The sequence below is a fragment of the Streptomyces sp. NPDC051921 genome (assembly GCF_040680975.1).
Classification (GTDB): Bacteria; Actinomycetota; Actinomycetes; order Streptomycetales; family Streptomycetaceae; genus Streptomyces.
In genome coordinates, this window is record NZ_JBFAXU010000008.1 from 238,375 (window position 1) to 262,017 (window position 23,643).

Genomic DNA, 23,643 nt, shown 5'->3' on the forward strand with positions numbered 1-23,643 from the left:
CTGACCAGAGACGGAGAGGCCCTGCCGTGAAGAGCTACATCGTCGGCGTCGGCATGACGAAGTTCGAGAAGCCGGAGACCCGGGACTGGCAGTACTGGGACATGGCGAAGGAGGCCGGCACCGCCGCCCTGGCCGACGCCGGCATCCCGTACGGCCTGGTCGAACAGGTCCCGGTCGGCTACTGCTTCCAGCCCTCGACGGCCGGCCAGCGCGCCGCGTACGAGCTGGGCCTGACCGGCGTTCCCGTCTACAACGTCAACAACAACTGCGCGACCGCGTCGACGGCGCTGATGATGGCGCGGCAGTTCGTGGCGGGCGGCATCGCGGACTGCGTCCTGGCGCTCGGCTTCGAGAAGATGGCGCGGGGCGCGCTGGGCGGCGGCTCGGACGGCGGGGACTTCAAGACGTCACCCGTCGCCCGCCACTACGGGATCATGGCGGCGGGCCACGGCTTCGAGATGACCCCGCCGACCGCGCAGATCTTCGGCAACGCGGCCCGGGAGCACATGGACCGCCACGGCACGACGGAGGTCCAGCTCGCGGCGGTCGCGGCCAAGAACCACCGCCATTCGTCCCGCAACCCGAACGCGCAGTTCCAGGACGTCTACACGGTCGAGGAGATCCTCGCGGCCAAGACCATCCACCGGCCGCTGACCAAGCTCCAGTGCTCCCCGACCTCGGACGGCGCGGCGGCCGCGGTGGTGGTGTCGGAGCGCTTCGTCGCCGAACACGGCCTGGCGGACCGGGCGGTGGAGATCGCCGCCCAGGCCATGACGACGGACACGAACGAGTCCTTCGCCTCGGGCTCCTGCATCGACGTCGTCGGCCGCCCGATGTCGCGAGCGGCGGCGAGGCAGGTGTACGAGACCTCGGGCCTCGGCATCGAGGACGTCGACGTGATCGAACTGCACGACTGCTTCTCCATCAACGAGCTGCTGACGTACGAGGCCCTGGGCATGTGCGAGGAGGGCGCGTCCGGCAAGCTCGTGGAGTCGGGCGCCACCACGTACGGCGGCCGCTGGGTCGTGAACCCCTCCGGCGGCCTGATCTCGAAGGGCCACCCGCTGGGCGCCACGGGACTCGCGCAGGCGGCCGAGCTGGTCTGGCAGCTGCGCGGCGAGGCGGGCCCGCGCCAGGTGACGGGCGCCCGGGTGGGCCTGGCGCACAACATCGGCCTCGGCGGGGCAGCGGTGGTGACGATGCTGCGGAGGCGGTAGGAGCGGCGCGCGGATCCGGGGAACGCCCGGCGGTGGACGGGTCGGCGAGGTACAGATCACGGTGATGTACGGGTCGGTCAAGGTCTGCGACCATGACACGCATGCCGCGCCCCGAGATCACCCGGAACCCCACCGACCCCACCAACCCCGCCGCCCCCTCCATACCCACCCCCGGCCGCGTGTGGCCGGTGGTCCTGGTCGCCTGTGCGGGCCAGTTCCTCGTCATCCTCGACGTGTCCGTCGTGAACGTGGCACTGCCGTCGATGCGGACGGAGCTGGGGCTCACGGCGACGGGCCTGCAGTGGGTGGTCAGCGTGTACTCGATCGCGTTCGCGGGCTTCATGCTGCTGGGCGGACGGGCGGCGGACCTCTTCGGCCGCAAGCGCATGTTCGTGACCGGCCTCACCCTCTTCACCCTGGCCTCGGTGGTCGGCGGCCTGGCGCAGGAGGGCTGGCAACTGCTCGCGGCCCGCGCGGTCCAGGGCCTCGGCGCGGCCGTCCTGTCCCCGTCGACCCTCACGCTGGTCACCGCCACGGTCCCGGACGGCCCGGCCCGCAGCCGGGCCGTCGGCACCTGGACGGCGGTCGGCGCGGCCGGCGGCGCGGCGGGCGGCTTCATCGGCGGAGCCCTGGTGGACCTCCTGTCCTGGCGCTGGGTCCTCCTCATCAACGTCCCCGTCGGCGCCGTGGTCCTCGCGGCCGCCCTGCTGTGGCTCACCGAGAGCCGCGTCGAGGGCGGCCGACGCCTCGACCTGCCGGGCGCGGTCCTGGTGACGGGGGGCCTGGCGACCCTGGCGTACGGCATCGTGCAGACCGAGGAGTCGGGCTGGACGTCCCCGGCCACCCTGATCCCGCTGGCCGCCGGCGCCCTCCTCCTGACCGCCTTCGTCCTGGTCGAACGCCGAACGCCCGCCCCCCTGATGCCCCTGCGCATCTTCCGCACGCGCGCGGTGTCGGCGGCGAACGTGACGATGCTGCTGTGCGGTTCGTCGTCCTTCGGCATGTGGTTCTTCATGACGCTGTACGCCCAGAACGTCCTGGGCTACCCGCCGCTGCAGGCCGGCCTGGCCCTGATCCCCAGCTCGGCCAGCGTCATCGCCGGCTCGAAGCTGGCCCCCCGACTCCTCCCCGTCCTCGGCCCCCGCGCGGTCGCGGTGGCGGGCGCCCTGGTCGCGGCGGCGGGCTTCGCCGGGCAGTCCACGATGACGCCCGACGGCACCTACCTCACCGCGATCCTCTTCCCGGGCATCTTGATGATGTTCGGCATCGGCATGGCCTCCACGCCCCTCGCCGTCCTCGCCACCACCCAGGCACCCCCTTCCGAAGCCGGCCTCGCCTCCGGCCTCATCAACACCTCACGCACCATGGGCGGCGCCTTGGGCCTGGCCACCCTCTCCACCGTGGCCGCCACGGTCACCGCCGGCGCCACCTCCGCGGAGGCCCTGACCTCCGGCTACGCGGCGGCCTTCCGCACAGCGGCATGCGTGCTGGTGGGGACGGCGGTGGTGATGGCCGTGTGGCTGCCGAAGGGGGAGCGTCGGCAGACACGGAAAGGCTGACGGGGACCGCTCACAACCACCCCTGCCGGCGGGCCGCCCGGACCGCCTCCATCCTGTTCCGGGTGCCCGTCTTGCAGATGGCCGAGGACAGGTAGTTGCGGACCGTCGACTCCGAGAGGTGGAGGGTGGCCGCGATGTCCGCGATCGTCGCGCCGTCCACCGAGGCGCCCAGGGCGTCGCGTTCGCGGGCCGTCAGGGGGTTCGGGCCGGCGCTGAGGGCGGCGGCCGCGAGGGCCGGGTCGATGACCGTCTCCCCGCGGAGGGCCTTGCGGATGGCCTCGGCCAGCTCCTCGACCGGGCCGTCCTTGACCAGGAAGCCCGCCGCGCCGGCCTCCATCGCGCGGCGCAGGTAGCCGGGGCGGCCGAAGGTCGTGAGGATCAGGACCCGGCAGTCGGGGACCTCGTCACGCAGGTCCGCCGCCGCCTCCAGGCCCGAGCGGCCCGGCAGTTCGATGTCCAGCAGGGCCACGTCGGGGCGGGCCGTCAGGGCCGTGCCCACGATCTCGTCGCCGCGGCCGACCTGCGCGACGACCTCCAGGTCCGGCTCCATCCCGAGGAGCAGCGCCAGCGCGCCCCGCATCACGCCCTGGTCCTCGGCGAGGAGGACCCGGACGGACTTCGAGGGGCGCTGGTCCCGCGGCATCTCGTTCACGGGATCAGCGTAGGGCGGGGGGCGTTGGGGCGCGCGTTGGCATGTCCGCTTCCCCTCGACGCATCCCGCCGCGGGGGCCCGTCGTTGGGTGGGCGTGAACGACATCAAGCGCACCCTCGCCATCTTCTTCCTCGCCGGTGCCGCACTCTCCGGGGCCGGCGCCGCGCCGGCCGCGGCCGAGGACGGACTCGGGCTCGTCGGACTGCTCGGGCTCCACGACGGCAGCAAGGGGGGTGACGGGAGCTCCGTGACCATCGGCGGCAACGACTCCGTGTCCGAGATCGGCTAGCAGGCAGGAGGAGGCAGCAGCTCGGATCGCGTCCGCCGCTCCGGCACGGCGTCCGTCCGCGTGCGGTCCTCCACCGGGATTTCCGCCGTCACGCGGAAGCCGCCCTCGGGGCCGGGCCCGAGGACAGCGCGCCGCCCGCCGCAGCGACGCGTTCGGCCAGGCCCTTCAGACCGCTGCCCCCATGGATACCGCGGCGTGCGCGGGCTCGCGGGTGAGGGCGAGGAAGGCGTCGTTGAGGGAGACCGGAGCGACCTCCAGGCTCCGTACGGCGTCCCTCGCGGCCAGCGCGAGGACGGTCGCGTCGGAGTCGTCGCTGCGCAGGTGGGCGCGGCTGCCGCGGATCTCCACGGAGGTGACCCCGGGCAGCCCGGTCAGGCCCTCGGTCGGCATCCCGGCCAGGTCGAAGGAGACCACGTTGCCGCCGGTCGCCCGCTTGAGCTGCTCGCTCGTGCCGTCGGCCACGATCCGCCCGGCGTCCAGGACGACGATCCGGTCGGCGTGGGTGTCGGCCTCCTCCAGGTAGTGGGTGGAGAAGAGGACGGCGTCGCCGCGCCGGGCGTAGCCGCGCATCGAGTCCCAGAAGGCCTCGCGGGCCTCGACGTCGAGGGCGGCGGTCGGCTCGTCCAGGACGATCAGCTCGGGGTTGCCGATGGTGGTCGACTTGCCGGCGCCGTTGCGGCCGAGCAGGGCGACGGTCTCGCCGCGGCGGATGGTGAGGTCGACGCCGTCTACGGCACGGACCTGGCCGAAGGCCCGGGCGACCCCGGTGAAGGCGACCGCGGTCCCGTCGGCGACCGCCTGCCCGGCGGTCCTTGCTGCTGCTGTCTTCATGCCCTCGAAACTACGGAGCGGGGGCGGGGGCCTGGCAGGCTCAGGTGTACGGACCTGGCCGTGACAAATGTCCTGGGTCCGGCCTGCCCCGCGAGACGCGACACCACTTCTGACGTTCCGTCAGGAGGGTTCACAACCACCGGGCCCTCCGCTATACATGGGTCACCGAACTGGAACGCGTTTCACTTTCGCGATCCTCCTTCGGTCCCGCACGGCCTCGGCGCGGTCGACGGTGCGGACGGCCGCGCCGAGGTCTTCACCTGCCAGGGCCCCCTCAGGCCACCAAGGAGCAGCAACGCGATGCCCATTGACGCCGCCAAGGCCGTCGCCGCCGAGCCCCGCAGCGCGGAGATCGGCTGGGACCACAAGGACGTCCAGCTCTACCACCTCGGCCTCGGCGCGGGCGTCCCGGCGACCGACCCCGACGAGCTGCGCTACACCCTCGAATCCCGGCTCCACGTCCTGCCCAGCTTCGCCACCGTCGCCGGCGCCGGCATGGGCGTCGTCGGCGGTCTGTCCGCTCCTGGCATCGACATCGACCTCGCCGCCGTCCTGCACGGCGGGCAGTCGATCACCCTGCACCGCCCCCTGCCGGTCTCCAGCAGGGCCGTCTCCACCTCCCGCGTCGCCGCCGTCTACGACAAGGGCAAGGCCGCCGTCCTGGTCCTCCGTTCCGAGGCCGCCGACGCCGACGGGCCGCTGTGGACCAGCGACGCCCAGATCTTCGTCCGCGGCGAGGGCGGCTGGGGCGGCGACCGCGGCCCCTCCGAGCGCCTCGACGTCCCCGACCGCGCGCCCGACGCCACCGCCGAACGGCCCATCCGCGAGGAGCAGGCCCTGCTCTACCGCCTCTCGGGCGACTGGAACCCGCTCCACGCCGACCCCGAGTTCGCCAAGCTCGCGGGCTTCGACCGGCCGATCCTGCACGGCCTGTGCTCGTACGGTATGACCCTCAAGGCGGTCGTCGACACCCTCCTCGACGGCGACGTCACCCGCGTCCGCTCCTACCGCACCCGCTTCGCCGGAGTCGTCTTCCCCGGCGAGACCCTGCGGATCCGGATGTGGCGCCAGGGCGAGGGCCGGATCCAGGTCGCGGTCAGCGCCGTCGAGCGCGACGACGCCCCCGTACTCGCCGACACCGTCGTGGACCACGCCTGACGCCCGACGCCGTCGAACGGCACGACGCACGACGCCCGGCGCCCGACGTACGACGCGACGTCCGGCGCCTGACCGTCGGGGCCTGACCGTCCGGCGCCCGCCGCCTCACCGCACCGATCGCCAGATCGTCTGATTGGAGCCGCACCATGCGCGCAGCCGTACTGCACGAGATCGGCCAGGACAAGCTCGAAGTCCTCGACGACGTCGAGGCGGTGGGCTTCGGCCCCGGCAAGGTGAAGATCCGGGTGCGGGCCACCGGCCTGTGCCACTCCGACGTGTCCGCCATGAGCGGCGTCCTGCCGCAGCCCGCGCCCTTCGTCCCCGGGCACGAGGGCGCCGGCGAGATCGTGGACATCGGCGACGGCGTCGCCGGGCTGAGCGAGGGGCAGCGGGTGCTGCTGTGCTGGCTGCCCGCCTGCGGCAGCTGTCCGTCCTGCAAGCGCGGCCAGACCCAGCTGTGCCTGGCCGGCTTCATGAACGCCAGCATCCCCAACTTCAAGCGCCCCGGCGGTGACGTCTTCGGCTTCGCCGGGACCGGCACCTTCGCCGAGGAGGTCGTGGTCGACGCCGGCTGCGCCGTCCCGATCCCCGACGACGTGCCCTTCGACATCGCCGCACTCATCGGCTGCGGCGTGACCACCGGACTGGGCGCGGCCATCAACACGGCCAAGGTGGAGGCCGGTTCGTCGGTCGCCGTCATCGGCTGCGGCGGCGTCGGCATCTCCGCCATCCAGGGCGCCAAGCTCCAGGGCGCCGCCCAGATCGTCGCCGTCGACCCGGTCGAGTCCCGGCGCGAGGCCGCCCTCCGCTTCGGCGCCACCGAGGCCGTCGCCCCCGACGCGCTCGCCGACGCCAAGCAGCGGGTCACCGGCGGCGAGGGCTTCGACTACGTCTTCGAGGTCGTCGGCAGGTCCGCCACCGCGCGCACGGCGTACGAGACGACCCGGCGCGGCGGCACCCTCTGCGTCGTCGGCGCGGGCGCCCTCGACGACCACCTCCAGCTCAACATGTTCGAGCTGTTCTTCGACGAGAAGCGGATCCTGCCGTCCATGTACGGCGGCGGGGACGTGCTCCGCTCGTACGAACGGGCCATCGCGCTGTGGCGGGCCGGCCGCATCGACCTGGCGTCCCTCATCACCCACCGGGTGCCGCTCGCGGGGATCAACGAGGCGCTGGAGCAGATGCGGACGGGTGTGGCGCTGCGCACCTGCATCGAGATCTGACCACTGGATCCGATCTCCGGGATCCGATCTCCGGGATCCGATCTCCGGGATCCGATCTCCGGGATCCGGCCTCCGGGATCAGATGTCCGGATGTGGGATCCAACATTGTGGATCCAAGAGTCGCTGAGAGGACTTGATCTTCCATGTCACTCCCTCTTGAGGGCCTGAGCGCGATCGTCACCGGCGCCGGTCGCGGTCTGGGCCGGGCCGAGGCCCTGGAACTGGCCCGGCTCGGCGCGGCCGTGGTCGTCAACGACTACGGGCAGCCCGGGCGCGACGGCTCCGGCGAGGCGTCCGCGGCCCCGGCCGAGGAGGTCGCCGCCGAGATCCGCGCCGCCGGCGGCAGGGCCGTCGCCCACCTCGGCGACGTCTCCGACTTCGAGACCGCCCGCGGTCTGGTCGACCTGGCCGTCACCGAGTTCGGGAAGCTGGACGTCCTGGTCAACAACGCGGGCATCCTGCGCGACCGGATGGTCTTCTCGATGAGCGAGGAGGAGTGGGACTCGGTGATCCGGGTCCACCTCAAGGGGCACTTCAACACGACCCACTTCGCGGCCGTGCACTGGCGTGGCCGGGCCAAGGCGGGCGAGGGCGGCGTCTACGGCAGGATCGTCAACACCTCCTCCGAGGCCTTCCTCGCCGGCTCGGCCGGACAGCCCAACTACGCGGCGGCCAAGGGCGGGATCGTCGGTCTCACGACCTCCACCGCGCTGGCCCTCGCCAAGTACGGGGTCACCGCCAACGCCATCTGTCCGCGGGCCCGCACCCGGATGACCGAGGACGTCTTCGCCGGCTTCGCCGAGCCGACCGCCGAGGACGAGCTCGACCCGCTGTCGCCGGAGCACGTGGCGCCGCTCGTCGGCTATCTCGCCTCCCCGGCGGCGGCCGGCGTCAACGGGCAGCTCCTCGTCGTCCACGGCGGCATGGTGGCGATCGTGGACCGGCCCAAGGTGGCCGCCAAGTTCGACACGGCGAAGGACGCCTTCACGTACGAGGAGCTGGACGGGCTGCTCACCCCGCACTACGCGGCCCGGCCGGCGGGGGAGACCTTCGCGGCCGCCGAGGTCCTCGGCCTCAAGAAGGGCTGACGGACCGCGGCCCGAGGCCCGAGGGGGCTCACCGATCGACCACATGGGGGTGTGGTGGGGAAGGCGAACGGCCCCCGGACTGCTCGTCCGGGGGCCGTTCGCCTGTACACAGGAGTCTTACTGCGCTTCGGGCTCGCGCCGGTGGCGGCCGTGCGGGGAGGACGAGGAGTCCTCCGCCGGCGCGGCCGGACCGCGGTGCTTGCCGGAGCCGTTCGGCTCCTCAACGTTCGTCCTGCTGTCCGACATGGCCGTCGTGGTCATGGTGGAACTCACCCCGTAGTCGTCGCTCTTGCTTGTGCGGCCCGGAGAGTCTAACCAGCAGGTTTACGGTCCGTCAGCGGAGCCTGTTGCAACGGCACCGGCCGGCACACCTTGGGCTCCTGAGCGGTCGCTTCCGCCTCCGCCGGAGGGAGCTCGTCCGGCTCCTCCAGGGCGGCGAGTCCACAGGGCGCGTCGGCCGTCGCGTACGGCAGGCGCAGCACCCCGGCGGCCGTCCACAGGCCCGCGCCGGCCAGCCAGCCGGCGGGGACGGCCAGGTGGCGCATCCGGCGCCGGGCGGGCCGCCACACGCCCACCCAGCTGCCGGCCGCCGCGTCGATCCGCAGGGCGACCGCGCAGCTCTCCGGCATCAGCACCTGCCCCGGCTGCACCGCGAACGGCGTCACGGCCGCGTCGTCCAGCCGCAGGCAGTCCGGGAAGCGCACCGGCAGCAGGCTCCCGAGGACCCCCCAGCCCAGCCGGTCGTGCCCCGGAGACGGCGCGTCGGAGCGGATGAGGAGCAGCCCGCTGTCCGGGTCCGCGAGCAGCAGCCGGTCGTGGCTGTCCTCGGTGATCTGGAGCAGGGGCGTGGCCTCCCCGCCGCGCTCCAGGTCGATCGCGACCGCCTTCACGGGGCCGTCGTCGAGCTGCCGGTCGAGGGCCAGTATCCGCCCCGTCCGGTCGAGCCAGACCCCGCCCGTGCAGCGGCCCTTGATCTCGGCCACCTGCTCCGGGCCGAAGGCCCCGCCCGCCACCAGCCACAGCGTGGTCGTGTCCGCGCCGACGCACATGGCGTACGCGCAGATGCCGTCCGGCGACGGCGGGAGCAGCACCAGCCGGCCGGGGCCGGGGGCCTCGACGGCGCCCAGGGTGAGCTCGCCGGTCTCCGGGCCGGTCGGGTAGAGCAGCGAGAACGTGTACCGGTGCCCGTCCACCGCGCGGCCGATCAGAACCCGGCCGTCGGCCAGCGGGCACAGCAGCGCGCCCGGCTCCTCGGGCTGGGCGAGGGGGAGCGGTACGGCGTACGGCTCGGGGCCGTCCAGCGTCCAGCGCTCCACGTACAGGGCGTCCCCCGAACCGGCGAGCCGCGCCGCGTAGGCGCCGTTCGCGGTGATCGTGAAGCCTTCCGGGCCTTGCGGGCCTCCCCGTCCGGCCGGCGTCGGCCACAGGGCGTCGCCGTCCCCGGTGGCCGTCTCGATGGCACAGGCTGTCATCAGCTCGTCACCTCCGGCCACGAAGCTAGTTTTCGCACTTCCAGCCGAACAACACGAGCCATCCCACTTCACCCCAAAGGGTGGCCGTCCGGCGGTTCTCCACAGGGGTGGGGGCGGGTTGTGCTGGTGGGGCGCAGGGTAGGTAAGGTAAGGCGACCCTAAGTGGAACCTGTGGCTCCGCTGACCGGTCGCCAGCTGCCGTTTTCCCGAACCCGGCCGCGCCCGCCCGCCCCGTCACCGCCTCCGGTCGCTCGTCCGACCGGTCCGGCCGGGCGGGTGACGGGCCGGCCGGCCGCCGCGCATTCGGCCGCACGCACGCTTGTCCGAACGCCCGACCCGTACGCGTACAGGAGACCCGCATGTCCCTCCGCCGCCGCGGCACCGCTGCCGCCGCCCTCAGCCTCGCCGCCGCGCTCACCCTCGCGGCCTGCGGAGGCGGTGACGGCTCCTCGGACGGTGCCAAGAAGGACGAGGGCGGAAAGAAGAAGGACGTCGCCGTCGGCGGCAAGGACTTCGGTGACGCCGCCGCCAAGACGGCCGCCATGGGCACGGACGCCAAGCCCGGTCAGTTCCCGCGCACCCTCACCCACGCCCTCGGCAGGACCGAGATCCCGGCCGCCCCCAAGCGCGTCGTGGTCCTCGACGTCGGCGAGCTCGACAACGTCGTCTCGCTCGGCATCAAGCCCGTCGGCTACGCACCCTCCGAGGCCGACGACGGCATCCCCGGCTACCTGAAGAAGGACGCCGGCGACCCGAAGTCCGTCGGCACCATCAACAACCTCAACCTGGAGGCGATCGCCAACCTCCAGCCCGACCTCATCCTCGGCAGCCAGCTGCGCGCCGCCGACAAGTACGACGAGCTGTCGAAGATCGCCCCCACCGTGTTCTCCATCCGTCCGGGCTTCACCTGGAAGGAGAACTACCTCCTCAACGCCGCGGCCCTCGACCGGACGGGCGAGGCCAGGTCCAAGCTCGCCGCGTACGAGACGAAGGCCGAGCAGCTCGGCAAGGACATCGGCCCGAACAAGCCGACCGTCTCCATGGTCCGCTACCTCCCGGGCAAGATCCGCCTCTACGCGAAGGCCTCCTTCATCGGCACGATCCTCGAGGACGCGGGCCTGCCCCGGCCCGCGAACCAGCAGGTGAACGACCTCGCCGTCGAGGTCAGCCCGGAGAAGATCGACCAGGCCGACGGGGACTGGATCTTCACCGGCGTCTACGGCGACGCCAAGGCCACCAAGCGCGACACGGCCCAGGCCAACCCGCTCTGGAAGAACCTCAAGGCCGTCAAGGCGGGCCGGGCGAAGGACGTCCCGGACGAGACCTGGTACCTGGGACTCGGCGTCACGGCGGCGAACAGCGTCCTGGACGACCTGCGCGCGGACCTCGTGAAGAAGTAGGGCACGTCACCCGCCCGGGGGCGTCCCGCAGGGGGGTTGTCCACAGGGGCGGCCCCGTGGTGGCGGCGCCCGGCGTCGTCCACAGGCCAGGGCGGCGGGGCACGGAGGACAGGTAGCCTTTCCTCCGTGCCCCGTCTGTCTGAAGTCATCGCCGAGCTCGACGCCCTCTGGCCGCCCGAGCGGGCCGAGCAGTGGGACGCCGTCGGCACCGTCTGCGGCGACCCCGACGCCGAGGTCCGCCGCGTGCTCCTCGCCGTCGACCCCGTCCAGGAGATCGCCGACGAGGCGATCGCCCTCGGCGCCGACCTGATCGTCACCCACCACCCGCTCTATCTGCGCGGGACGACGACCGTCGCCGCCTCGCACTTCAAGGGCCGCGTCGTGCACACGCTGATCAAGCACGACATCGCCCTCCACGTGGCGCACACCAACGCCGACACCGCCGACCCGGGCGTCTCCGACGCCCTCGCCGGCGCCCTCGACCTCCGGGTCACCGGACCGCTCGTCCCCGAGAACAACCTCGGCCGGATCTGCGAGCTCGACCACCCGGAGACCCTCGCCGAGTTCGCCGCCCGCGCCGCCAAGCGGCTGCCCGCCACCGCGCAGGGCATCCGGGTGGCCGGCGACCCCGACATGGTGCTGCGCCGGGTCGCCGTCAGCGGCGGCTCGGGCGACAGCCTCTTCGACGCCGTGCGGGCGGCCGGCGTGGACGCCTTCCTCACCGCCGACCTGCGCCACCACCCCGTCTCCGAGGCCACCCAGCACTCACCGCTCGGGCTCGTCGACGCCGCTCACTGGGCCACCGAATGGCCCTGGTGCGAGCAGGCCGCCGCGCAGCTCGACACGATCTCCGACCGTCACGGCTGGGACCTCCGCGTCCACGTCTCGAAGACGGTCACCGACCCCTGGTCCTCCCACCACACCTCTTCTGGAGCCCCCAACTGAACGCCGCGCCCGCCGACCAGATCCGACTCCTCGACGTCCAGGCCCTGGACGTGCGCCTCCAGCAGCTCGCGCACAAGCGCAAGTCGCTGCCCGAGCACGCCGAGATCGAGTCGCTGAACAAGGACCTCACCCAGCTGCGCGACCTGCTCGTCGCCGCGCAGACCGAGGAGAGCGACTGCGCCCGCGAGCAGACCAAGGCCGAGCAGGACGTCGACCAGGTGCGCCAGCGCGCCGCCCGCGACCAGCAGCGCCTCGACTCCGGTGCCGTCTCCTCCCCGAAGGACCTCGAGAACCTGCAGCGCGAGATCACCTCGCTCGCCAAGCGCCAGGGCGACCTGGAGGAGATCGTCCTGGAGGTCATGGAGCGCCGCGAGTCCGCCCAGGAGCGGGTCGCCGAGCTGACCGAGCGGGTCTCCGCCGTCCAGGCCAAGGCCGACGACGCGACCGCCCGCCGGGACTCCGCCCAGGCCGAGCTGGACGCCGAGAGCGCCTCGGTCGCCAAGGAGCGCGGGCTGGTGGCGGGCTCCGTCCCCGCCGACCTGATGAAGCTGTACGAGAAGCTGCGCGAGCAGCAGGGCGGGGTCGGCGCGGCGCGGCTGTACCAGCGCAAGTGCGAGGGCTGCCACATCGAGCTGAACATCACCGAGCTCAACGAGGTCCGCGCGGCCGCGGCCGACACGGTCGTGCGCTGCGAGAACTGCCGCCGGATCCTGGTCCGTACCTCGGAGTCCGGCCTGTAATGACGACGTCGAGGGAGCTGATCGTCGAGGCCGACGGCGGCTCCCGGGGCAACCCGGGACCCGCCGGCTACGGCGCCGTGGTCCTGGACCCCGCGACGGGGGAGACCCTGGCGGAGCGGGCCGAGTTCATCGGTGTGGCCACGAACAACGTGGCCGAGTACAAGGGCCTGGTGGCCGGCCTGCGGGCGGCCTTCGAGCTCTTCCCGGACGCCATGGTCCACGTCCGCATGGACTCCAAGCTGGTCGTCGAGCAGATGTCCGGCCGCTGGAAGATCAAGCACCCCGACATGAAGCCGCTGGCCGCGGAGGCCGGCCGGGTCTTCCCGGCGGGCCGGGTCCGCTACGAGTGGATCCCGCGTGAGCGCAACAAGCACGCGGACCGACTGGCCAACGAGGCGATGGACGCCGGGCGGCGGGGCGAGCAGTGGTCGCCGTCCGCCTCGACGGCGGCCGTCGACCACACCGCCGCACGCGCCGCCGCCCGCAGCGCCGCCGGCGACGCGACGGCGGGCGCGGCCAAGGCCCGCGCGGCCCTGGCGGGCGCGGGCGCGCCGACCCCGGGTGCCGCGACCGGGGGCGCGTCGACCGCGGGTCCCTCGTCCGCCGGTGCGGACGACGCCCTCTTCACGCCCGACGAGGCGCTCGGCGCCCGGGCGCGCGCGTCGCTCGCCGCCGCGGCGGCGGCCGACCGCGAGGCCGCGACGGGTGACTTCGAGGCGGAGGCGGGCCGAAACGCCCCCACGGGCCACGCCGCCCGCGCCAGGGCCGGCACGAGCGCTGCGGCGCCGGCCCCGGCTTCCTCCCCGGCCCTGGCACCGGCCCCGGACTCGACCCTGGCCGGCGCCGGCGCCGCGGCCCCGGTGGCGAGCGGCGCGGGTGCCCCGGCCGCGACCGCGACGGGCGTTGCGGCTCCGGCCCGTACGGCGCCCGCAGGCACGTCCGCGGCCACGGCCGGAGCGGGTGCCCCGGCCGCGGCCCCGCTCACCGCCCCCGCCCGGCCCGCCCAGGGCTGGGCCGGGCCGGACATGGGTGCGCCGGCGACGTTCGTGCTGCTGCGGCACGGCGAGACGGCGCTGACTCCCGAGAAGCGCTTCTCGGGGAGCGGCGGCGCCGACCCCGAGCTGTCGCCGGCCGGGCGCCGGCAGGCCGAGGCCGTGGCCGCGGCGCTCGCCGCGCGCGGCACGATCCAGGAGATCGTCAGCTCGCCGCTCACCCGCTGCCGCCAGACCGCCGAGGCCGTCGCCGCCCGCCTCGGCCTCGACGTGCGGATCGAGAACGGGCTCCGCGAGACCGACTTCGGCGCCTGGGAGGGCCTGACCTTCGGGGAGGTCCGCGAGCGGTACAAGGACGACCTCGACGCCTGGCTGGCCTCCCCGAAGGCCGAACCGACCGGCGGCGGCGAGAGCTTCGCGACCGTGGCCCGCCGCGTCGCGGCCACGCGCGACCGCCTCACCACCGCGTACGCGGGCCGCACCGTCCTCCTGGTCACGCACGTGACCCCCATCAAGACCCTGATCCGCCTCGCCCTCGGCGCCCCGCCGGAGTCCCTCTTCCGCATGGAGCTGTCGGCGGCGTCGGTCTCGGCCGTCGCCTACTACGCGGACGGCAACGCGTCCGTACGGCTCCTCAACGACACCTCGCACCTGCGCTAGCCGGGTCCACGCCGAAATCGGCTGGATCAGGGCGGGCGAGCGTACCAACATCGTTGTATGAGCTGGCACTTCACCGAGGACCCGGCGGTCTTCCGGGATGTCGTCCACGATCGCCTGGCCGCCGATCCGGCGCGGAACACCACGCTGCTCGGCATGCTGGAAACCACCGGGCCGCGAGGCTGGTGGGGCGAGCACGGGGACGTGGGCGGGGCCTTCGTCGTCGGGGCGCCCGCGGGCGTGCTGCTGCTCGGGGTGATGCCGGACGCCGCCGCACGCGCGCCGGCCGCCGAGCCGCTGTGGGACGGCGGCGAAGTGACCGAGGTGCGGGGCGAGTCCCGGACCGTCGAGGCGTACGCGCGGGCAACCGGCCGGTCCTGGCGGACCACTCGCCGACTGCGCCTGTTCCGGCTGGGCGAGCTCACTCCGCCGCACCCCGCGCCGCCGGGCGCTCCGCGCGTGGCAGGGCCGGGGGACGTGCCGCTCGCCCTCACCTGGATGCGGGAGTTCGCCCGGGACGTCGGGGAGGACCCCGACGCCGACTACACCGCGAACGTCGAGGCCCGCGTCAAGGAGGGCCGGCTCCACCTCTGGGAGGTGGACGGGCGGGCCGTGGCGATGGCCAGTGTGTCGCGGCTCGTCGCGGGCCAGGCCCGCGTCTCGCCCGTCTGCACCCCGCCCGCCCACCGCGCCCGGGGCTACGGCGGAGCCGTGACCAGTGCGGTCAGCCGGTCCGCCCTCGACGGAGGCGCCGCACAGGTGCTGCTCTTCACCGACGTGGCGAACCCGACGAGCAACGCGCTGCACCAGCGCCTCGGCTACCGCCCCATCGGCGACCACTCCTCCGTGGCGCTCGACTGATCGGAGGTCAGCGGGCCGGCGGCTCAGCCGGCCAGCCCCGCGGCCTCCCTCGCCAGTGCCTCCACCCGGCCCCAGTCGCGGGCCGCGAGCGCGTCCGCCGGGAGCATCCAGGTGCCGCCGACGCACGAGACGTTCGGGAGGGCGAGGTAGGCCGGGGCCGAGGCGAGGGTGATGCCGCCGGTGGGACAGAAGCGGGCCTGGGGCAGCGGGCCGGCGAGCGACTTCAGGTACGGGATGCCGCCCGCGGCCTGGGCCGGGAAGAACTTCATGTCCGTCACGCCGCGTTCGAGCAGGGCCACCACCTCCGAGGTCGTCGACACGCCCGGCAGGAAGGGGACGCCCGAGCCGCGCATCGCGTCGAGCAGTCCGTCCGTCCAGCCGGGGCTCACGAGGAAGCGCGCCCCCGCGCCGACCGCGTCCGCGACGCCGGCCGGCGAGACGACCGTACCCGCGCCGACGAGCGCCTCCGGGACCTCGTCCGTGATGGCCCGGATCGCGGCCGGGGCGGCCGGGGTGCGCAGGGTCACCTCGATCGCGGGCAGCCCTCCGGCCACGAGGGCGCGGGCCAGCGGCACGGCGTCGGCGACGTCCTCGATCACGACGACCGGGACGACGGGGGCGGCGGGGGCGAGGTCGAGCACGCTCGTCATGCCGCCCATCCTGCCGACGGTGAGCGGCACCTGCAACGAGCGTTGCGCATGCTGCAATGCGCCGTCCGTCGCTCGCGGGGCCGCCCGCAGCGTCGAGTGCCGGATGCGGTGCCAGGGGCCGGGCGCCGGTTGCCTCGTGACAGGTGCCCCGGCGCGCGGCCCCGGATCCCGTCCGCGGTGCCGGGATCCGGGATCCGGGATCCGGGATACGAGATCCGGGGCCGTATGCGGTGAGAGGTGCCTGGTGGCGCAGAGGCCGGGATCCCGGATCCCGGATCCCGGATCCCGGATCCCGGATCCGGAGCCAGGTGCCCGGGGCGCCGGGACCAAGTGCCTGGCGCCCGGGATGCTCGGCACCACCCCGTGCACCGCGCGCGGCACCGGGCCTCAGGACTCGGATGTCAGGTCCCGGGTGTCAGGTCGCGGGTGTCAGGTCCCGGGTGTCAGGACTCGGATGTCAGGTCCCGGGTGTCACGTCCCGGGTGTCACGTCCCGGATGTCAGGCCCCGGGTGTCAGGGCCCGTCGGTCAGTGGATCTCGTCCACCAGGACGTCCAGCATTCCCGCCTTCGCCCCGTCCTCCACCACGTACCCCAGGTCCCGCAGCGCCTCCGCCAGCTCCGCGCGGCCCGCCGGCCGTGCCCCGGCCTCCAGGAGGCTGCGGACGATGCGGCCCTTCGTCGCCTTGTTGAAGTGGCTGACGACCTTGCGGGTCGGCGCGTGGAGGACCCGTACCGTCGCCGTCCGCTCCGCGAGCTCCCCCTTCGGCTTCCACGCCGCCGCGTACGCCGACGAGCGCAGATCGAGGACCGGACCGTCCCCCGCCGCCTCGGGGAGCACCGAGGCCATCGCCGTGCGCCAGTGCGCCCCGAGCGCCCCGAGGCCGGGCAGCTTCACCCCCATCGAGCAGCGGTAGGAGGGGATCCGGTCGGTCACCCGGACGGCTCCCCACAGGCCCGAGAAGACGAGCAGGGAGCGGGCGGCCCGCTGCTTCGCGGCCGTGTCGAGGGTGGCCAGGCCGAGGGCGTCGTACAGGACGCCGGTGTAGATCTCCCCGGCGGGCCGCGCCCCCGCGGTCCGCAGCTCGGTGTTCTTGGCGACCTCGCCGCGCAGGCCCTCGCTCAGGCCCAGCACCTCGCGCGCCTTCTCCTCGTCGGCGACGCACAGCTCGACCAGCTCGTCGAGGACCGCCGCCCGCGCCTCCGCCAGCCCGGGCAGCGACAGCGACTCCGGCTTGAGCGGCGCCCCGCGCCCCGAGGAGGCCTTTCCTTCGGAGGGCGGCAACAGGACGAGCACGGCGGTTCTCCTTCGTACGTACGGGGGGTGGGGGTGCGGCCCCAGAGAGCCAGCGTACGAGGTGCCGGGCACCGGGCCCCGCCATACGCTCGGTCCATGCCCCGCCGCCACGTTCACGTGACCGCCGCAGCGGACACTCCGCTGCGGGCCGCCCTGCGCGCGCTCCGCACCGAGCTGGGGATCCCCGAGGCCTTCCCGCCCGCCGTCATCGTCGAGGCCGAGCAGGCGGCCAGGGAGCCCGACCTCCCCGACCACGACGTGACCGACATCCCCTTCTTCACCATCGACCCGCCGGCCTCCCGCGACCTCGACCAGGCCATGCACCTGGCCCGCCGCGCCGACGGCGGCTACCGCGTCCACTACGCCATCGCCGACGTCGCCGCCTTCGTCAGGCCCGGCGGCGCGATCGACGCCGAGGCGCACCGGCGGGCGACGACCCTGTACCTGCCCGACGGCAAGGTGCCGCTGCACCCCGCCGTGCTCTCCGAGGGCGCCGCGAGCCTGCTGCCCGGCAACACCGCGCCCGCCCTGGTGTGGCGCTTCGACCTGGACGCCGAGGGGCGCACGGTCGACACCGACGTGCGCCGCGCCCTCGTCCGCAGCCGCGCCAAGCTGGACTACGCGGGCGCCCAGGCCCAGATCGACGGCGGCACCGCCGAGGAGCCGCTCGCCCTCCTCCCGTACGTCGGCCGGCTCCGCGAGGCGCTGGAGGTCGAGCGCGGCGGAGTCTCCCTCAACGTGCCCGAACAGGAGGTCGTCGAGGCCGACGGCACCTTCACCCTCGCGTACCGCGCCCCGCACCCCGTCGACGGCTGGAACGCGCAGATCTCCCTGCTCACCGGCATGGCCGCGGCCGACCTGATGATCGCCGCAGGCACCGGCATCCTGCGCACGCTGCCGCCCGCCCCGGACGGTGCCGTCGCCCGGCTGCGACTCTCCGCGAAGGCCCTCGGCATCGACTGGCCCCACCACGTCTCGTACGCGGAGCTCATCCGCGGCCTCGATCCGCACAACAGCCGCCACGCCGCCTTCCTCCAGGACGCGACGGCCCTCCTGAAGGGCTCCGGCTACACCCCCTTCACCGGCGGGCACACCCCCTCGCCCGCCGTCCACGCCGCCGTCGCCGACGAGTACACCCACTGCACCGCGCCGCTGCGCCGGCTCGTCGACCGGTACGCGGGCGAACTGTGCCTGGCGGCCGTCGCCGGCACGGCGCCGCCCGAGTGGGTGCTGAGCGCCCTCGACGGTCTGCCCCGGGACATGGAGAAGGGCGCGAAGCTCGCCAACAAGGCCGAGCGGGAGAGCGTCGACATCGTCGAGGAGGCGCTGCTCAGCAACCGCGTCGGCGAGACCTTCGACTCGGTCGTCATCGACGTCAAGGAGCACGAACCGGATGTCGGCACCGTGCACCTGGAGGATCCCGCGGTGATCGGCCGCGTGCTCGCCGACGGGGCGCCGCTGCCGCTCGGCGACCGGCTGCGGGTCAGACTGACGCAGGCGGATCCGGGACGGGCGAAGGTGCAGTTCGCGCCCGCGTGAGGGCCTGGGTCAGGGCGCGGTGGAGCGCCTTGGCGTCGTCGGCGTGCAGCCGTACCGTCCGCACGGGGCGGGGCGCGCCGAGCAGCCGGGGTGCGTCGACCGGTTCGGTGAGCTCCAGGGTGAGGGAGGTCTGCGAGCCGACGGTCAGATCGAGCTCGTCGTCCTTCTTCTCGTGCGTGAAGAGCGACTCGTGCCGGACGGCGGCGATCCGGTCCAGCGGGATCCGCACGTCCACGTGCGCCGCCTGCCGCACCCGCAGCGCGTCAGCCGTCAGTACGTGCGGGCGGGTCGCGGAGGCGGCGTGCAGTCCGAGCACGAAGAGCACGGTGTACACGTCGAGGACGAGCACGATCGCGTGGACGACGGGCCAGTCGGCCAGCAGGTACGACATCCCGATGGTCTCGACGCCGCACACGAAGGCGAAGCCGTACATGAGGGCGGCCTGGTCCCGCGCGTGCGGGAACGCCTCGGCCCCCGGCTCGCCCACCCCGTGCGGCCGCCGCGCGACCCACCGGCCGAGGCCGCCCATCAGCCGCAGCTCATGGCGGACGAGCCGCAGCGCGGGCTCCGGCGCGAGCGCGCACAGGGCCTGCCGGCCGGACAGCCCCCGCCGCCGCAGCCGCAGGTACGCGAGGCCGTTGGCGAGCAGCAGCAGGCCCACGGCCGCCTCGGCACCGGCGAGGACGGCCGGCGGTATCCGCACCCCCGCCACCAGGCACACCACGAGCACGAACTCGAAGGGCAGCAGGGCGTACGCGAACCAGGTCGACGCCCGCCTCACCGCGCACGCTCCGCCACGAGACGCAGGGCGTGCCGCACGGCGGCGGCCTGCGCGGGGGCCAGGTCGCCGAAGAACACGTCGGCGAGACCGCCCTCGGGAACCTCGATCCCTGCCTCGCCGGGCAGCACGGCGGCGAGTGCCGCGGCCGCCTCCGCGACCCGTGGGTCGTCCACCGCGGCCTCGGCCAGGTCGTCGAGGCGCCCGTAGATCTCGGAGGCCTGCCCGGCGGCCCCGCGCATCAGCTCGATCAGCCTGTCCCGCTCCTCGTCCGCCACGACGGTGTCGAGCAGCGTCAGCAGCTCCCGGTCCTTCGCGGCCATCGGCGACGCGGCCGCCGTCGCGAGGTCGCCCAGTTCGGCGAACAGCCCGGCCAGCTCCGGCGACACGGGCCCGTCGGCCGTCAGCCGTCCGGCCCGTGCCTCCCCGAGCAGCTCCGCGAGCCGCGCCCGCCGCTCCCGGATCACCCGCTCCTGCCGCCCCAGGTCCGCGTCCAGCTCCTCCAGCACCTCCACGAGTTCCCGCCCCTCGTCGTCCGCGAGCACGTCCCCGACCTCGTCGAGCCCGAGCCCCAGCTCGGTCAGCCGCCGGATCCGAGCGAGCAGCACGGCGTCCCGGACCCCGTACTCCCGGTACCCGTTCGCCCGCCGCGCCGGCTCGGGCAGCAGCCCCAGCCGGTGGTAGTGCCGCACGGCCCGCGGGGTCACCCCGACGAGCCCGGCGACCTCGCCGATCCGCATGCCCCTGGTCATGCCTCCAGTAGAAACCTTGACGCTGCGACAAGGTCAAGGGAGCTCTTCGGCTTCGGCCTGAAGACGGCGGACTTCCTCCGACCAGCTCCGCCCGGTTCGGCAGGTAGCATGGTCGGCACGGCAGACGAGCCGGGCGGGCGGCCGCGTGGGGATCTTCGGATCCTCCCGAGGAACGTCCGGGCTCCACAGGGCAAGGTGGTGGCTAACGGCCACCCGGGGTGACCCGCGGGACAGTGCCACAGAAAACAGACCGCCGGGGACCTCGGTCCTCGGTAAGGGTGAAACGGTGGTGTAAGAGACCACCAGCGCCTGAGGTGACTCAGGCGGCTCGGTAAACCCCACCAGGAGCAAGGTCAAAAGGGGACACCTCGGTGTCCCTGCGCGGACGATCGAGGGCTGCCCGCCCGAGTTCGCGGGTAGACCGCACGAGGCCGGCGGCAACGCCGGTCCTAGATGGATGGCCGTCACCCCGACGACCGCGAGGTCCCGGGGTACAGAACCCGGCGTACAGCCCGACTCGTCTGCCCCCACCTGGGGCTTTGCCTCGGAAAGGGCCTCTGACCTGCGTCGGAGGCCCTTTCCGGTCTTTCGGTGGCTTGCCGCGTTGGGCGGCGGAAAGACCCTCGGAAGTCCCTCGGACAACACTGAAAGTCCCTGAAAAATCCCTGGCGCGGGGGCGCGGAGGGCGCCTCGGACCTGGGTAATCAGGTTCCTCTGGCCTCAGCGCGCGGCCTGCGGGCGCTCGGTGGGAATGTACCCATGATGCGGCGGGTCGCAACGCTCGTCGTCGAGATCACCGAGACCCCCGGAGTCCTCGCGCCGGCCGAGCTCGTCCAGAGCGAACAGGGTGATGACGCTCTTTGAAATGATTTCAAAGATTCCCATCAAGGGTGGCCAGGTCCGATCTCCAGGAACAAGAGCCACTCGGTCCTGACCCCGCGAACCCGCACAGTTCCAGGAGCGTGCACCAGCCGCGGCGCGATTCAGCCACTCCAACGCCCTCTGTCCCGATCTAACTTTCTGTGCGCGGCCCCCGTTCCGTAAGTTACTTAAGGGACTACCAACGGGGGAGATCCATGGCTTGGGGCGAATGGGAGCAGATCAAGGCAGGCGCGGCAGCAGGGCCGTCCGCGTCGATGCGGCTGAACCAGCTCGCGCCGACTGCGGGAGGTGGCGGTGCCGGCGAGCCGGACATGGCCTCCAGCCCAGCGGCTAAGAAGGCGGCGGCGAAGGCGATCGACGACGACCTGGAGCCTGGGGTCGCGAGGGACGGCAAGCACGCGGCCGAGACCACGAATGCTGCGGTCAGGGCTTTCGGGGCGAAGGACGGCCACGGATGGGACACCTCCGGTGCGCTGAAGAGAGCCCACGAGGCGTGGGAGAAGCAGGTCAAGATGCTGCTCGGGCGCCTGTCCTCGGAGAAGCAGGCCCTCAGCGCGACCGGCATCAGCGTACAGAACAACGAACTCGACATCGCCGCCCGGCTGGCCCGCCAGTCGCGGATCCAGGGCATCTGACGGGCCGGTAGACCGGTCTCAGGGGAGTCATGCCGAGCTATCACGAAGCCATGAGCACCGACCTGTCCACGCTGACCGCCGCCGCAGGCACGTGGGAGGAGATGGCCGCCAAGTTCAAGACGCTCGAGGACCAGTACGAGAAGGACGTCCACGGCGTCTCGCTCGGCGAGTCCTGGATCGGACTGAGCGCGAACGCCGCCAACGCCAGGTTCACCATCACCCTCAAGGAACTCCAAGGAGCGCAGAAAGAGGCGAAGGCAGTCGCACGCATCCTGCGTGACGCGCACACCCAGCTCACCGACCTGCGCAACCGCCTCAAGGCGATCCGTGACGAGGCGGTCAAGGCGGGCATGCGCGTCTCCGACCAGGGCACGGTCGCCTTCGACACGGAGCGGCTCAATCAGGACGAGCGCACGGCCTACGTCCACGACCCCGACTTTCAGCAGGCCGCCCGTACCCAGGCGAACGAGTGGGCCGAACGGCTCGTCAAGGCGGTCAAGGCGGTCACCGACGCCGACGACGGCATCCACCTCGCCCTCGACGCCGCCGTCCTCGACTCCGACCCCATGGACGGAACCTTCAACGGCTTCAACCGGAGCCACCAGGTCAGCCCCTACCCGTCCCTGGAGGAGGCCGGCAAGGCCGCGAACATGCCCAAGGACCGCAAGGACGTCCCCGCGTGGTGGCGCAGCCTCGACCCGGTCACCCGCGGCATCCTGCTGAAGGAGAAGGGCGACGAACTCCGAGCGGCCGGCGTCATGGATTCGCTGTACCAGTGGCACTCCCCCGACCCCGGATCAGGCGAGTTCGACGTGGAAGATCCCACGCCCCAGGACCTGTGGTTCCACGCCAGGGCCCTGGCCATCGCGACGGCCGGTGACGCCGCCGGAGAGAACGCGGCCTCCCGCAACATGCTGCACTACCTGCATGCCTCTGGTGAGCCACTGAACCTCGACGTGGACAGAATCCTGCACGACGACCCCCACTTCAGGGCTGAGATCGAAGCGAACCACATCGCCGACAACCAGGAGGCGTGGCGCAAGCAGGCGCTCGACGCGTTCGCGAAGGCCGGGGGCGACAAGACGGTCGTCATCCCGGTCGAGAGTGACCACGAGGGAACCGACTTCACGAACGACGAGTGGTACCACGCGGTCGGCGCACACGAACAGAACATCTCCGGAATGGTTACCGTCAGCCCAGGCGCGGACGGCAAGCCCACCGTCTCCCTCGACTACCAGGTCAACGTCTGGGACCGCTACAACTGGGACAAGGGCAAGTCCACGCCCTTCGCCGACGGTCTCATCAGCATCTCGGACGACGAGATGGGCCGGTTGCACAAGGTGGGCTTCGCTCAGGAATTCGACATGCGAGGCAGCAGCTCAAAGTTCAGCCACGACATGAACAGCGGCACACCGCCTACGGTGAACCCCTCGGACCCCGGTCGCGATGGCGGACGCGGGGACGTCTCGCGAGGCGATGAAGAGAACAGGTGAAGATGTCGGACAAGACCACTCGACGCCTACTGATGGTGTTGGCCGCCTCGTTGCTCTTGAGCTCCTGCTCCACATCCGACCGAGACCGCGCCACACGCGACCCCTACCCGTACTGGGAGCAGGGAGCCGGCGCGCCCGAGGCCGCCGACTTCATGAAGGTCGGCGTGCCGGCGGGCGCGACGGAAGTGAACGGCGCGGTTCAGGCGAACCCGCAGGAGGACGTCTACCTCCTCTCCTTCGTCACCGACGCGAACACGGCCGTCCAGATCGCGGAAGACCTTCGCACAGAGAAGCCGCTCCGCACCAAGGCAGCGGATCTCCCTCCGGATCAGGAACTCTTCGGGCACTTGGGGCTGCCAGAGCCGCAGACGCTGAAGGGTGCCCGTTGGGCAGGGGTGTGCCCGCCATGCGTGAAGGACCATCGCCGTAACAGCGTCCAGTGGATCGACGTCTACGTGTACGACACGGCAGGCGGCAAAGCGAGGGTGTACCTCCACGCCTTCTGATCGCCTTCCCGGCCCGGAGCTCTCGGCGC

Annotated in this window: 24 protein-coding genes and 1 other RNA gene; 16 read left to right on the top strand and 9 right to left on the bottom strand. The window is 73.0% G+C overall.

Annotated elements, in window-relative coordinates; translation table 11 throughout:
- Positions 1-26 precede the first annotated feature (26 nt).
- Both AB0M16_RS13765 and AB0M16_RS13770 read left to right on the top strand, forming a co-directional pair.
- Positions 27-1,217, top strand: a complete 1,191-nt coding sequence (locus AB0M16_RS13765; RefSeq protein WP_365342246.1) for a lipid-transfer protein — start codon at positions 27-29, stop codon at positions 1,215-1,217.
- Positions 1,218-1,318: 101 nt separating this feature from the next.
- Positions 1,319-2,776 carry an MFS transporter gene (locus tag AB0M16_RS13770; protein ID WP_365342355.1) on the top strand — a complete coding sequence of 486 codons (1,458 nt, stop codon included), beginning with the start codon at positions 1,319-1,321 and terminating at the stop codon, positions 2,774-2,776.
- Positions 2,777-2,786: 10 nt separating this feature from the next.
- Here AB0M16_RS13770 and AB0M16_RS13775 read toward each other — a convergent pair whose 3' ends face one another.
- Positions 2,787-3,419 carry a response regulator transcription factor gene (locus AB0M16_RS13775; protein WP_365342357.1) on the bottom strand — a complete coding sequence of 211 codons (633 nt, stop codon included), beginning with the start codon at positions 3,417-3,419 and terminating at the stop codon, positions 2,787-2,789.
- Positions 3,420-3,522: 103 nt separating this feature from the next.
- Here AB0M16_RS13775 and AB0M16_RS13780 point away from each other — a divergent pair, with 103 nt between their 5' ends.
- Positions 3,523-3,717, top strand: a complete 195-nt coding sequence (locus tag AB0M16_RS13780; protein ID WP_365342248.1) for a hypothetical protein — start codon at positions 3,523-3,525, stop codon at positions 3,715-3,717.
- Between the two features lie 165 nt (positions 3,718-3,882).
- On the opposite strand, the gene AB0M16_RS13785 is transcribed toward AB0M16_RS13780, so the two are convergent.
- Positions 3,883-4,548, bottom strand: a complete 666-nt coding sequence (locus AB0M16_RS13785; RefSeq protein ID WP_365342250.1) for an ATP-binding cassette domain-containing protein — start codon at positions 4,546-4,548, stop codon at positions 3,883-3,885.
- Positions 4,549-4,848: 300 nt separating this feature from the next.
- Here AB0M16_RS13785 and AB0M16_RS13790 point away from each other — a divergent pair, with 300 nt between their 5' ends.
- The 3 genes from AB0M16_RS13790 to AB0M16_RS13800 all read left to right on the top strand — a co-directional run bounded on the left by AB0M16_RS13790 (position 4,849) and on the right by AB0M16_RS13800 (position 8,017).
- Complete coding sequence (locus AB0M16_RS13790) at positions 4,849-5,706, top strand: MaoC/PaaZ C-terminal domain-containing protein (RefSeq protein ID WP_365342253.1); 858 nt, start codon at positions 4,849-4,851, stop codon at positions 5,704-5,706.
- Between the two features lie 146 nt (positions 5,707-5,852).
- Entirely contained in the window at positions 5,853-6,929 is a 1,077-nt protein-coding gene (locus AB0M16_RS13795; protein WP_365342255.1) for a Zn-dependent alcohol dehydrogenase, read from the top strand.
- A 143-nt stretch (positions 6,930-7,072) separates the two neighbouring features.
- Positions 7,073-8,017, top strand: coding sequence for a 3-oxoacyl-ACP reductase (locus tag AB0M16_RS13800; RefSeq protein ID WP_365342257.1), 945 nt, complete (start codon positions 7,073-7,075; stop codon positions 8,015-8,017).
- Positions 8,018-8,134: 117 nt separating this feature from the next.
- Here the strand turns inward: AB0M16_RS13800 and AB0M16_RS13805 are convergent, their stop codons facing one another.
- Both AB0M16_RS13805 and AB0M16_RS13810 read right to left on the bottom strand, forming a co-directional pair.
- Positions 8,135-8,278 (bottom strand): hypothetical protein, encoded by a 144-nt coding sequence (locus AB0M16_RS13805; RefSeq protein WP_365342259.1) that lies wholly within the window; start codon positions 8,276-8,278, stop codon positions 8,135-8,137.
- A gap of 50 nt (positions 8,279-8,328) precedes the next feature.
- Positions 8,329-9,489: a hypothetical protein gene (locus tag AB0M16_RS13810; RefSeq protein ID WP_365342261.1), complete on the bottom strand. Its 1,161-nt coding sequence runs from the start codon at positions 9,487-9,489 to the stop codon at positions 8,329-8,331.
- A gap of 359 nt (positions 9,490-9,848) precedes the next feature.
- Between AB0M16_RS13810 and AB0M16_RS13815 the strand changes: the two genes are divergently transcribed.
- From AB0M16_RS13815 to AB0M16_RS13835, 5 genes are all read left to right on the top strand, one after another.
- Positions 9,849-10,889, top strand: coding sequence for an iron-siderophore ABC transporter substrate-binding protein (locus tag AB0M16_RS13815; protein ID WP_365342263.1), 1,041 nt, complete (start codon positions 9,849-9,851; stop codon positions 10,887-10,889).
- 126 nt (positions 10,890-11,015) lie between these two features.
- Positions 11,016-11,834: a Nif3-like dinuclear metal center hexameric protein gene (locus AB0M16_RS13820; protein ID WP_365342265.1), complete on the top strand. Its 819-nt coding sequence runs from the start codon at positions 11,016-11,018 to the stop codon at positions 11,832-11,834.
- Positions 11,831-12,574: a C4-type zinc ribbon domain-containing protein gene (locus AB0M16_RS13825; protein ID WP_365342359.1), complete on the top strand. Its 744-nt coding sequence runs from the start codon at positions 11,831-11,833 to the stop codon at positions 12,572-12,574. The genes AB0M16_RS13820 and AB0M16_RS13825 overlap by 4 nt, the downstream gene beginning before the upstream one ends.
- Complete coding sequence (locus AB0M16_RS13830; RefSeq protein ID WP_365342267.1) at positions 12,574-14,226, top strand: bifunctional RNase H/acid phosphatase; 1,653 nt, start codon at positions 12,574-12,576, stop codon at positions 14,224-14,226. Before AB0M16_RS13825 ends, AB0M16_RS13830 begins: the two co-directional genes overlap by 1 nt.
- A gap of 57 nt (positions 14,227-14,283) precedes the next feature.
- Complete coding sequence (locus tag AB0M16_RS13835) at positions 14,284-15,084, top strand: GNAT family N-acetyltransferase (RefSeq protein ID WP_365342269.1); 801 nt, start codon at positions 14,284-14,286, stop codon at positions 15,082-15,084.
- A 23-nt stretch (positions 15,085-15,107) separates the two neighbouring features.
- On the opposite strand, the gene eda is transcribed toward AB0M16_RS13835, so the two are convergent.
- Together eda and yaaA are read right to left on the bottom strand one after the other, a co-directional pair.
- The gene (gene eda, locus AB0M16_RS13840) at positions 15,108-15,734 is read right to left on the bottom strand and encodes a bifunctional 4-hydroxy-2-oxoglutarate aldolase/2-dehydro-3-deoxy-phosphogluconate aldolase (RefSeq protein ID WP_365342271.1); all 627 of its coding nucleotides are present in this window, start codon (positions 15,732-15,734) and stop codon (positions 15,108-15,110) included.
- Positions 15,735-16,261: 527 nt separating this feature from the next.
- The gene (gene yaaA / locus AB0M16_RS13845) at positions 16,262-17,029 is read right to left on the bottom strand and encodes a peroxide stress protein YaaA (RefSeq protein WP_365342273.1); all 768 of its coding nucleotides are present in this window, start codon (positions 17,027-17,029) and stop codon (positions 16,262-16,264) included.
- Positions 17,030-17,125: 96 nt separating this feature from the next.
- On the opposite strand from yaaA, the gene AB0M16_RS13850 reads away from it, so the two are divergent.
- Positions 17,126-18,568, top strand: a complete 1,443-nt coding sequence (locus AB0M16_RS13850) for an RNB domain-containing ribonuclease (RefSeq protein ID WP_365342275.1) — start codon at positions 17,126-17,128, stop codon at positions 18,566-18,568.
- On the opposite strand, the gene AB0M16_RS13855 is transcribed toward AB0M16_RS13850, so the two are convergent.
- The gene (locus tag AB0M16_RS13855) at positions 18,513-19,349 is read right to left on the bottom strand and encodes a hypothetical protein (protein ID WP_365342277.1); all 837 of its coding nucleotides are present in this window, start codon (positions 19,347-19,349) and stop codon (positions 18,513-18,515) included. The two genes, AB0M16_RS13850 and AB0M16_RS13855, sit on opposite strands and share 56 nt — an antisense overlap.
- The gene (locus tag AB0M16_RS13860; protein ID WP_365342361.1) at positions 19,346-20,086 is read right to left on the bottom strand and encodes a MerR family transcriptional regulator; all 741 of its coding nucleotides are present in this window, start codon (positions 20,084-20,086) and stop codon (positions 19,346-19,348) included. Before AB0M16_RS13860 ends, AB0M16_RS13855 begins: the two co-directional genes overlap by 4 nt.
- A 137-nt stretch (positions 20,087-20,223) precedes the next feature.
- On the opposite strand from AB0M16_RS13860, the gene rnpB reads away from it, so the two are divergent.
- An RNA gene (gene rnpB / locus AB0M16_RS13865) (RNase P RNA component class A) lies at positions 20,224-20,622 on the top strand.
- A gap of 196 nt (positions 20,623-20,818) precedes the next feature.
- Here the strand turns inward: rnpB and AB0M16_RS13870 are convergent.
- A complete protein-coding gene (locus AB0M16_RS13870) occupies positions 20,819-20,983 on the bottom strand; it encodes a hypothetical protein (RefSeq protein WP_365342280.1) in 165 nt (54 codons plus the stop codon).
- Positions 20,984-21,174: 191 nt separating this feature from the next.
- Here AB0M16_RS13870 and AB0M16_RS13875 point away from each other — a divergent pair, with 191 nt between their 5' ends.
- Genes AB0M16_RS13875 through AB0M16_RS13885 form a run of 3 tightly spaced genes read left to right on the top strand, consistent with a single transcriptional unit; the run spans position 21,175 to position 23,614 of the window.
- Positions 21,175-21,615 (top strand): hypothetical protein, encoded by a 441-nt coding sequence (locus AB0M16_RS13875; RefSeq protein ID WP_365342282.1) that lies wholly within the window; start codon positions 21,175-21,177, stop codon positions 21,613-21,615.
- A gap of 50 nt (positions 21,616-21,665) precedes the next feature.
- Entirely contained in the window at positions 21,666-23,108 is a 1,443-nt protein-coding gene (locus tag AB0M16_RS13880; protein WP_365342284.1) for a hypothetical protein, read from the top strand.
- 2 nt (positions 23,109-23,110) lie between these two features.
- A complete protein-coding gene (locus AB0M16_RS13885; protein ID WP_365342286.1) occupies positions 23,111-23,614 on the top strand; it encodes a hypothetical protein in 504 nt (167 codons plus the stop codon).
- The last annotated feature ends 29 nt before the right edge of the window (positions 23,615-23,643 follow it).

Bases quoted from the DNA above. Each gene is read 5' to 3' on its own strand.
- AB0M16_RS13770 (WP_365342355.1), top strand. From the start codon at position 1,319: ATGCCGCGCCCCGAGATCACCCGGAACCCCACCGACCCCACCAACCCC.
- AB0M16_RS13775 (WP_365342357.1), bottom strand. From the start codon at position 3,419: ATGCCGCGGGACCAGCGCCCCTCGAAGTCCGTCCGGGTCCTCCTCGCC.
- AB0M16_RS13785 (WP_365342250.1), bottom strand. From the start codon at position 4,548: ATGAAGACAGCAGCAGCAAGGACCGCCGGGCAGGCGGTCGCCGACGGG.
- AB0M16_RS13790 (WP_365342253.1), top strand. From the start codon at position 4,849: ATGCCCATTGACGCCGCCAAGGCCGTCGCCGCCGAGCCCCGCAGCGCG.
- AB0M16_RS13795 (WP_365342255.1), top strand. From the start codon at position 5,853: ATGCGCGCAGCCGTACTGCACGAGATCGGCCAGGACAAGCTCGAAGTC.
- AB0M16_RS13800 (WP_365342257.1), top strand. From the start codon at position 7,073: ATGTCACTCCCTCTTGAGGGCCTGAGCGCGATCGTCACCGGCGCCGGT.
- AB0M16_RS13805 (WP_365342259.1), bottom strand. From the start codon at position 8,278: ATGACCACGACGGCCATGTCGGACAGCAGGACGAACGTTGAGGAGCCG.
- AB0M16_RS13810 (WP_365342261.1), bottom strand. From the start codon at position 9,489: ATGACAGCCTGTGCCATCGAGACGGCCACCGGGGACGGCGACGCCCTG.
- AB0M16_RS13815 (WP_365342263.1), top strand. From the start codon at position 9,849: ATGTCCCTCCGCCGCCGCGGCACCGCTGCCGCCGCCCTCAGCCTCGCC.
- AB0M16_RS13830 (WP_365342267.1), top strand. From the start codon at position 12,574: ATGACGACGTCGAGGGAGCTGATCGTCGAGGCCGACGGCGGCTCCCGG.
- AB0M16_RS13835 (WP_365342269.1), top strand. From the start codon at position 14,284: ATGAGCTGGCACTTCACCGAGGACCCGGCGGTCTTCCGGGATGTCGTC.
- eda (WP_365342271.1), bottom strand. From the start codon at position 15,734: ATGACGAGCGTGCTCGACCTCGCCCCCGCCGCCCCCGTCGTCCCGGTC.
- AB0M16_RS13850 (WP_365342275.1), top strand. From the start codon at position 17,126: ATGCCCCGCCGCCACGTTCACGTGACCGCCGCAGCGGACACTCCGCTG.
- AB0M16_RS13860 (WP_365342361.1), bottom strand. From the start codon at position 20,086: ATGCGGATCGGCGAGGTCGCCGGGCTCGTCGGGGTGACCCCGCGGGCC.
- AB0M16_RS13870 (WP_365342280.1), bottom strand. From the start codon at position 20,983: ATGGGAATCTTTGAAATCATTTCAAAGAGCGTCATCACCCTGTTCGCT.
- AB0M16_RS13875 (WP_365342282.1), top strand. From the start codon at position 21,175: ATGGCTTGGGGCGAATGGGAGCAGATCAAGGCAGGCGCGGCAGCAGGG.
- AB0M16_RS13880 (WP_365342284.1), top strand. From the start codon at position 21,666: ATGAGCACCGACCTGTCCACGCTGACCGCCGCCGCAGGCACGTGGGAG.
- AB0M16_RS13885 (WP_365342286.1), top strand. From the start codon at position 23,111: ATGTCGGACAAGACCACTCGACGCCTACTGATGGTGTTGGCCGCCTCG.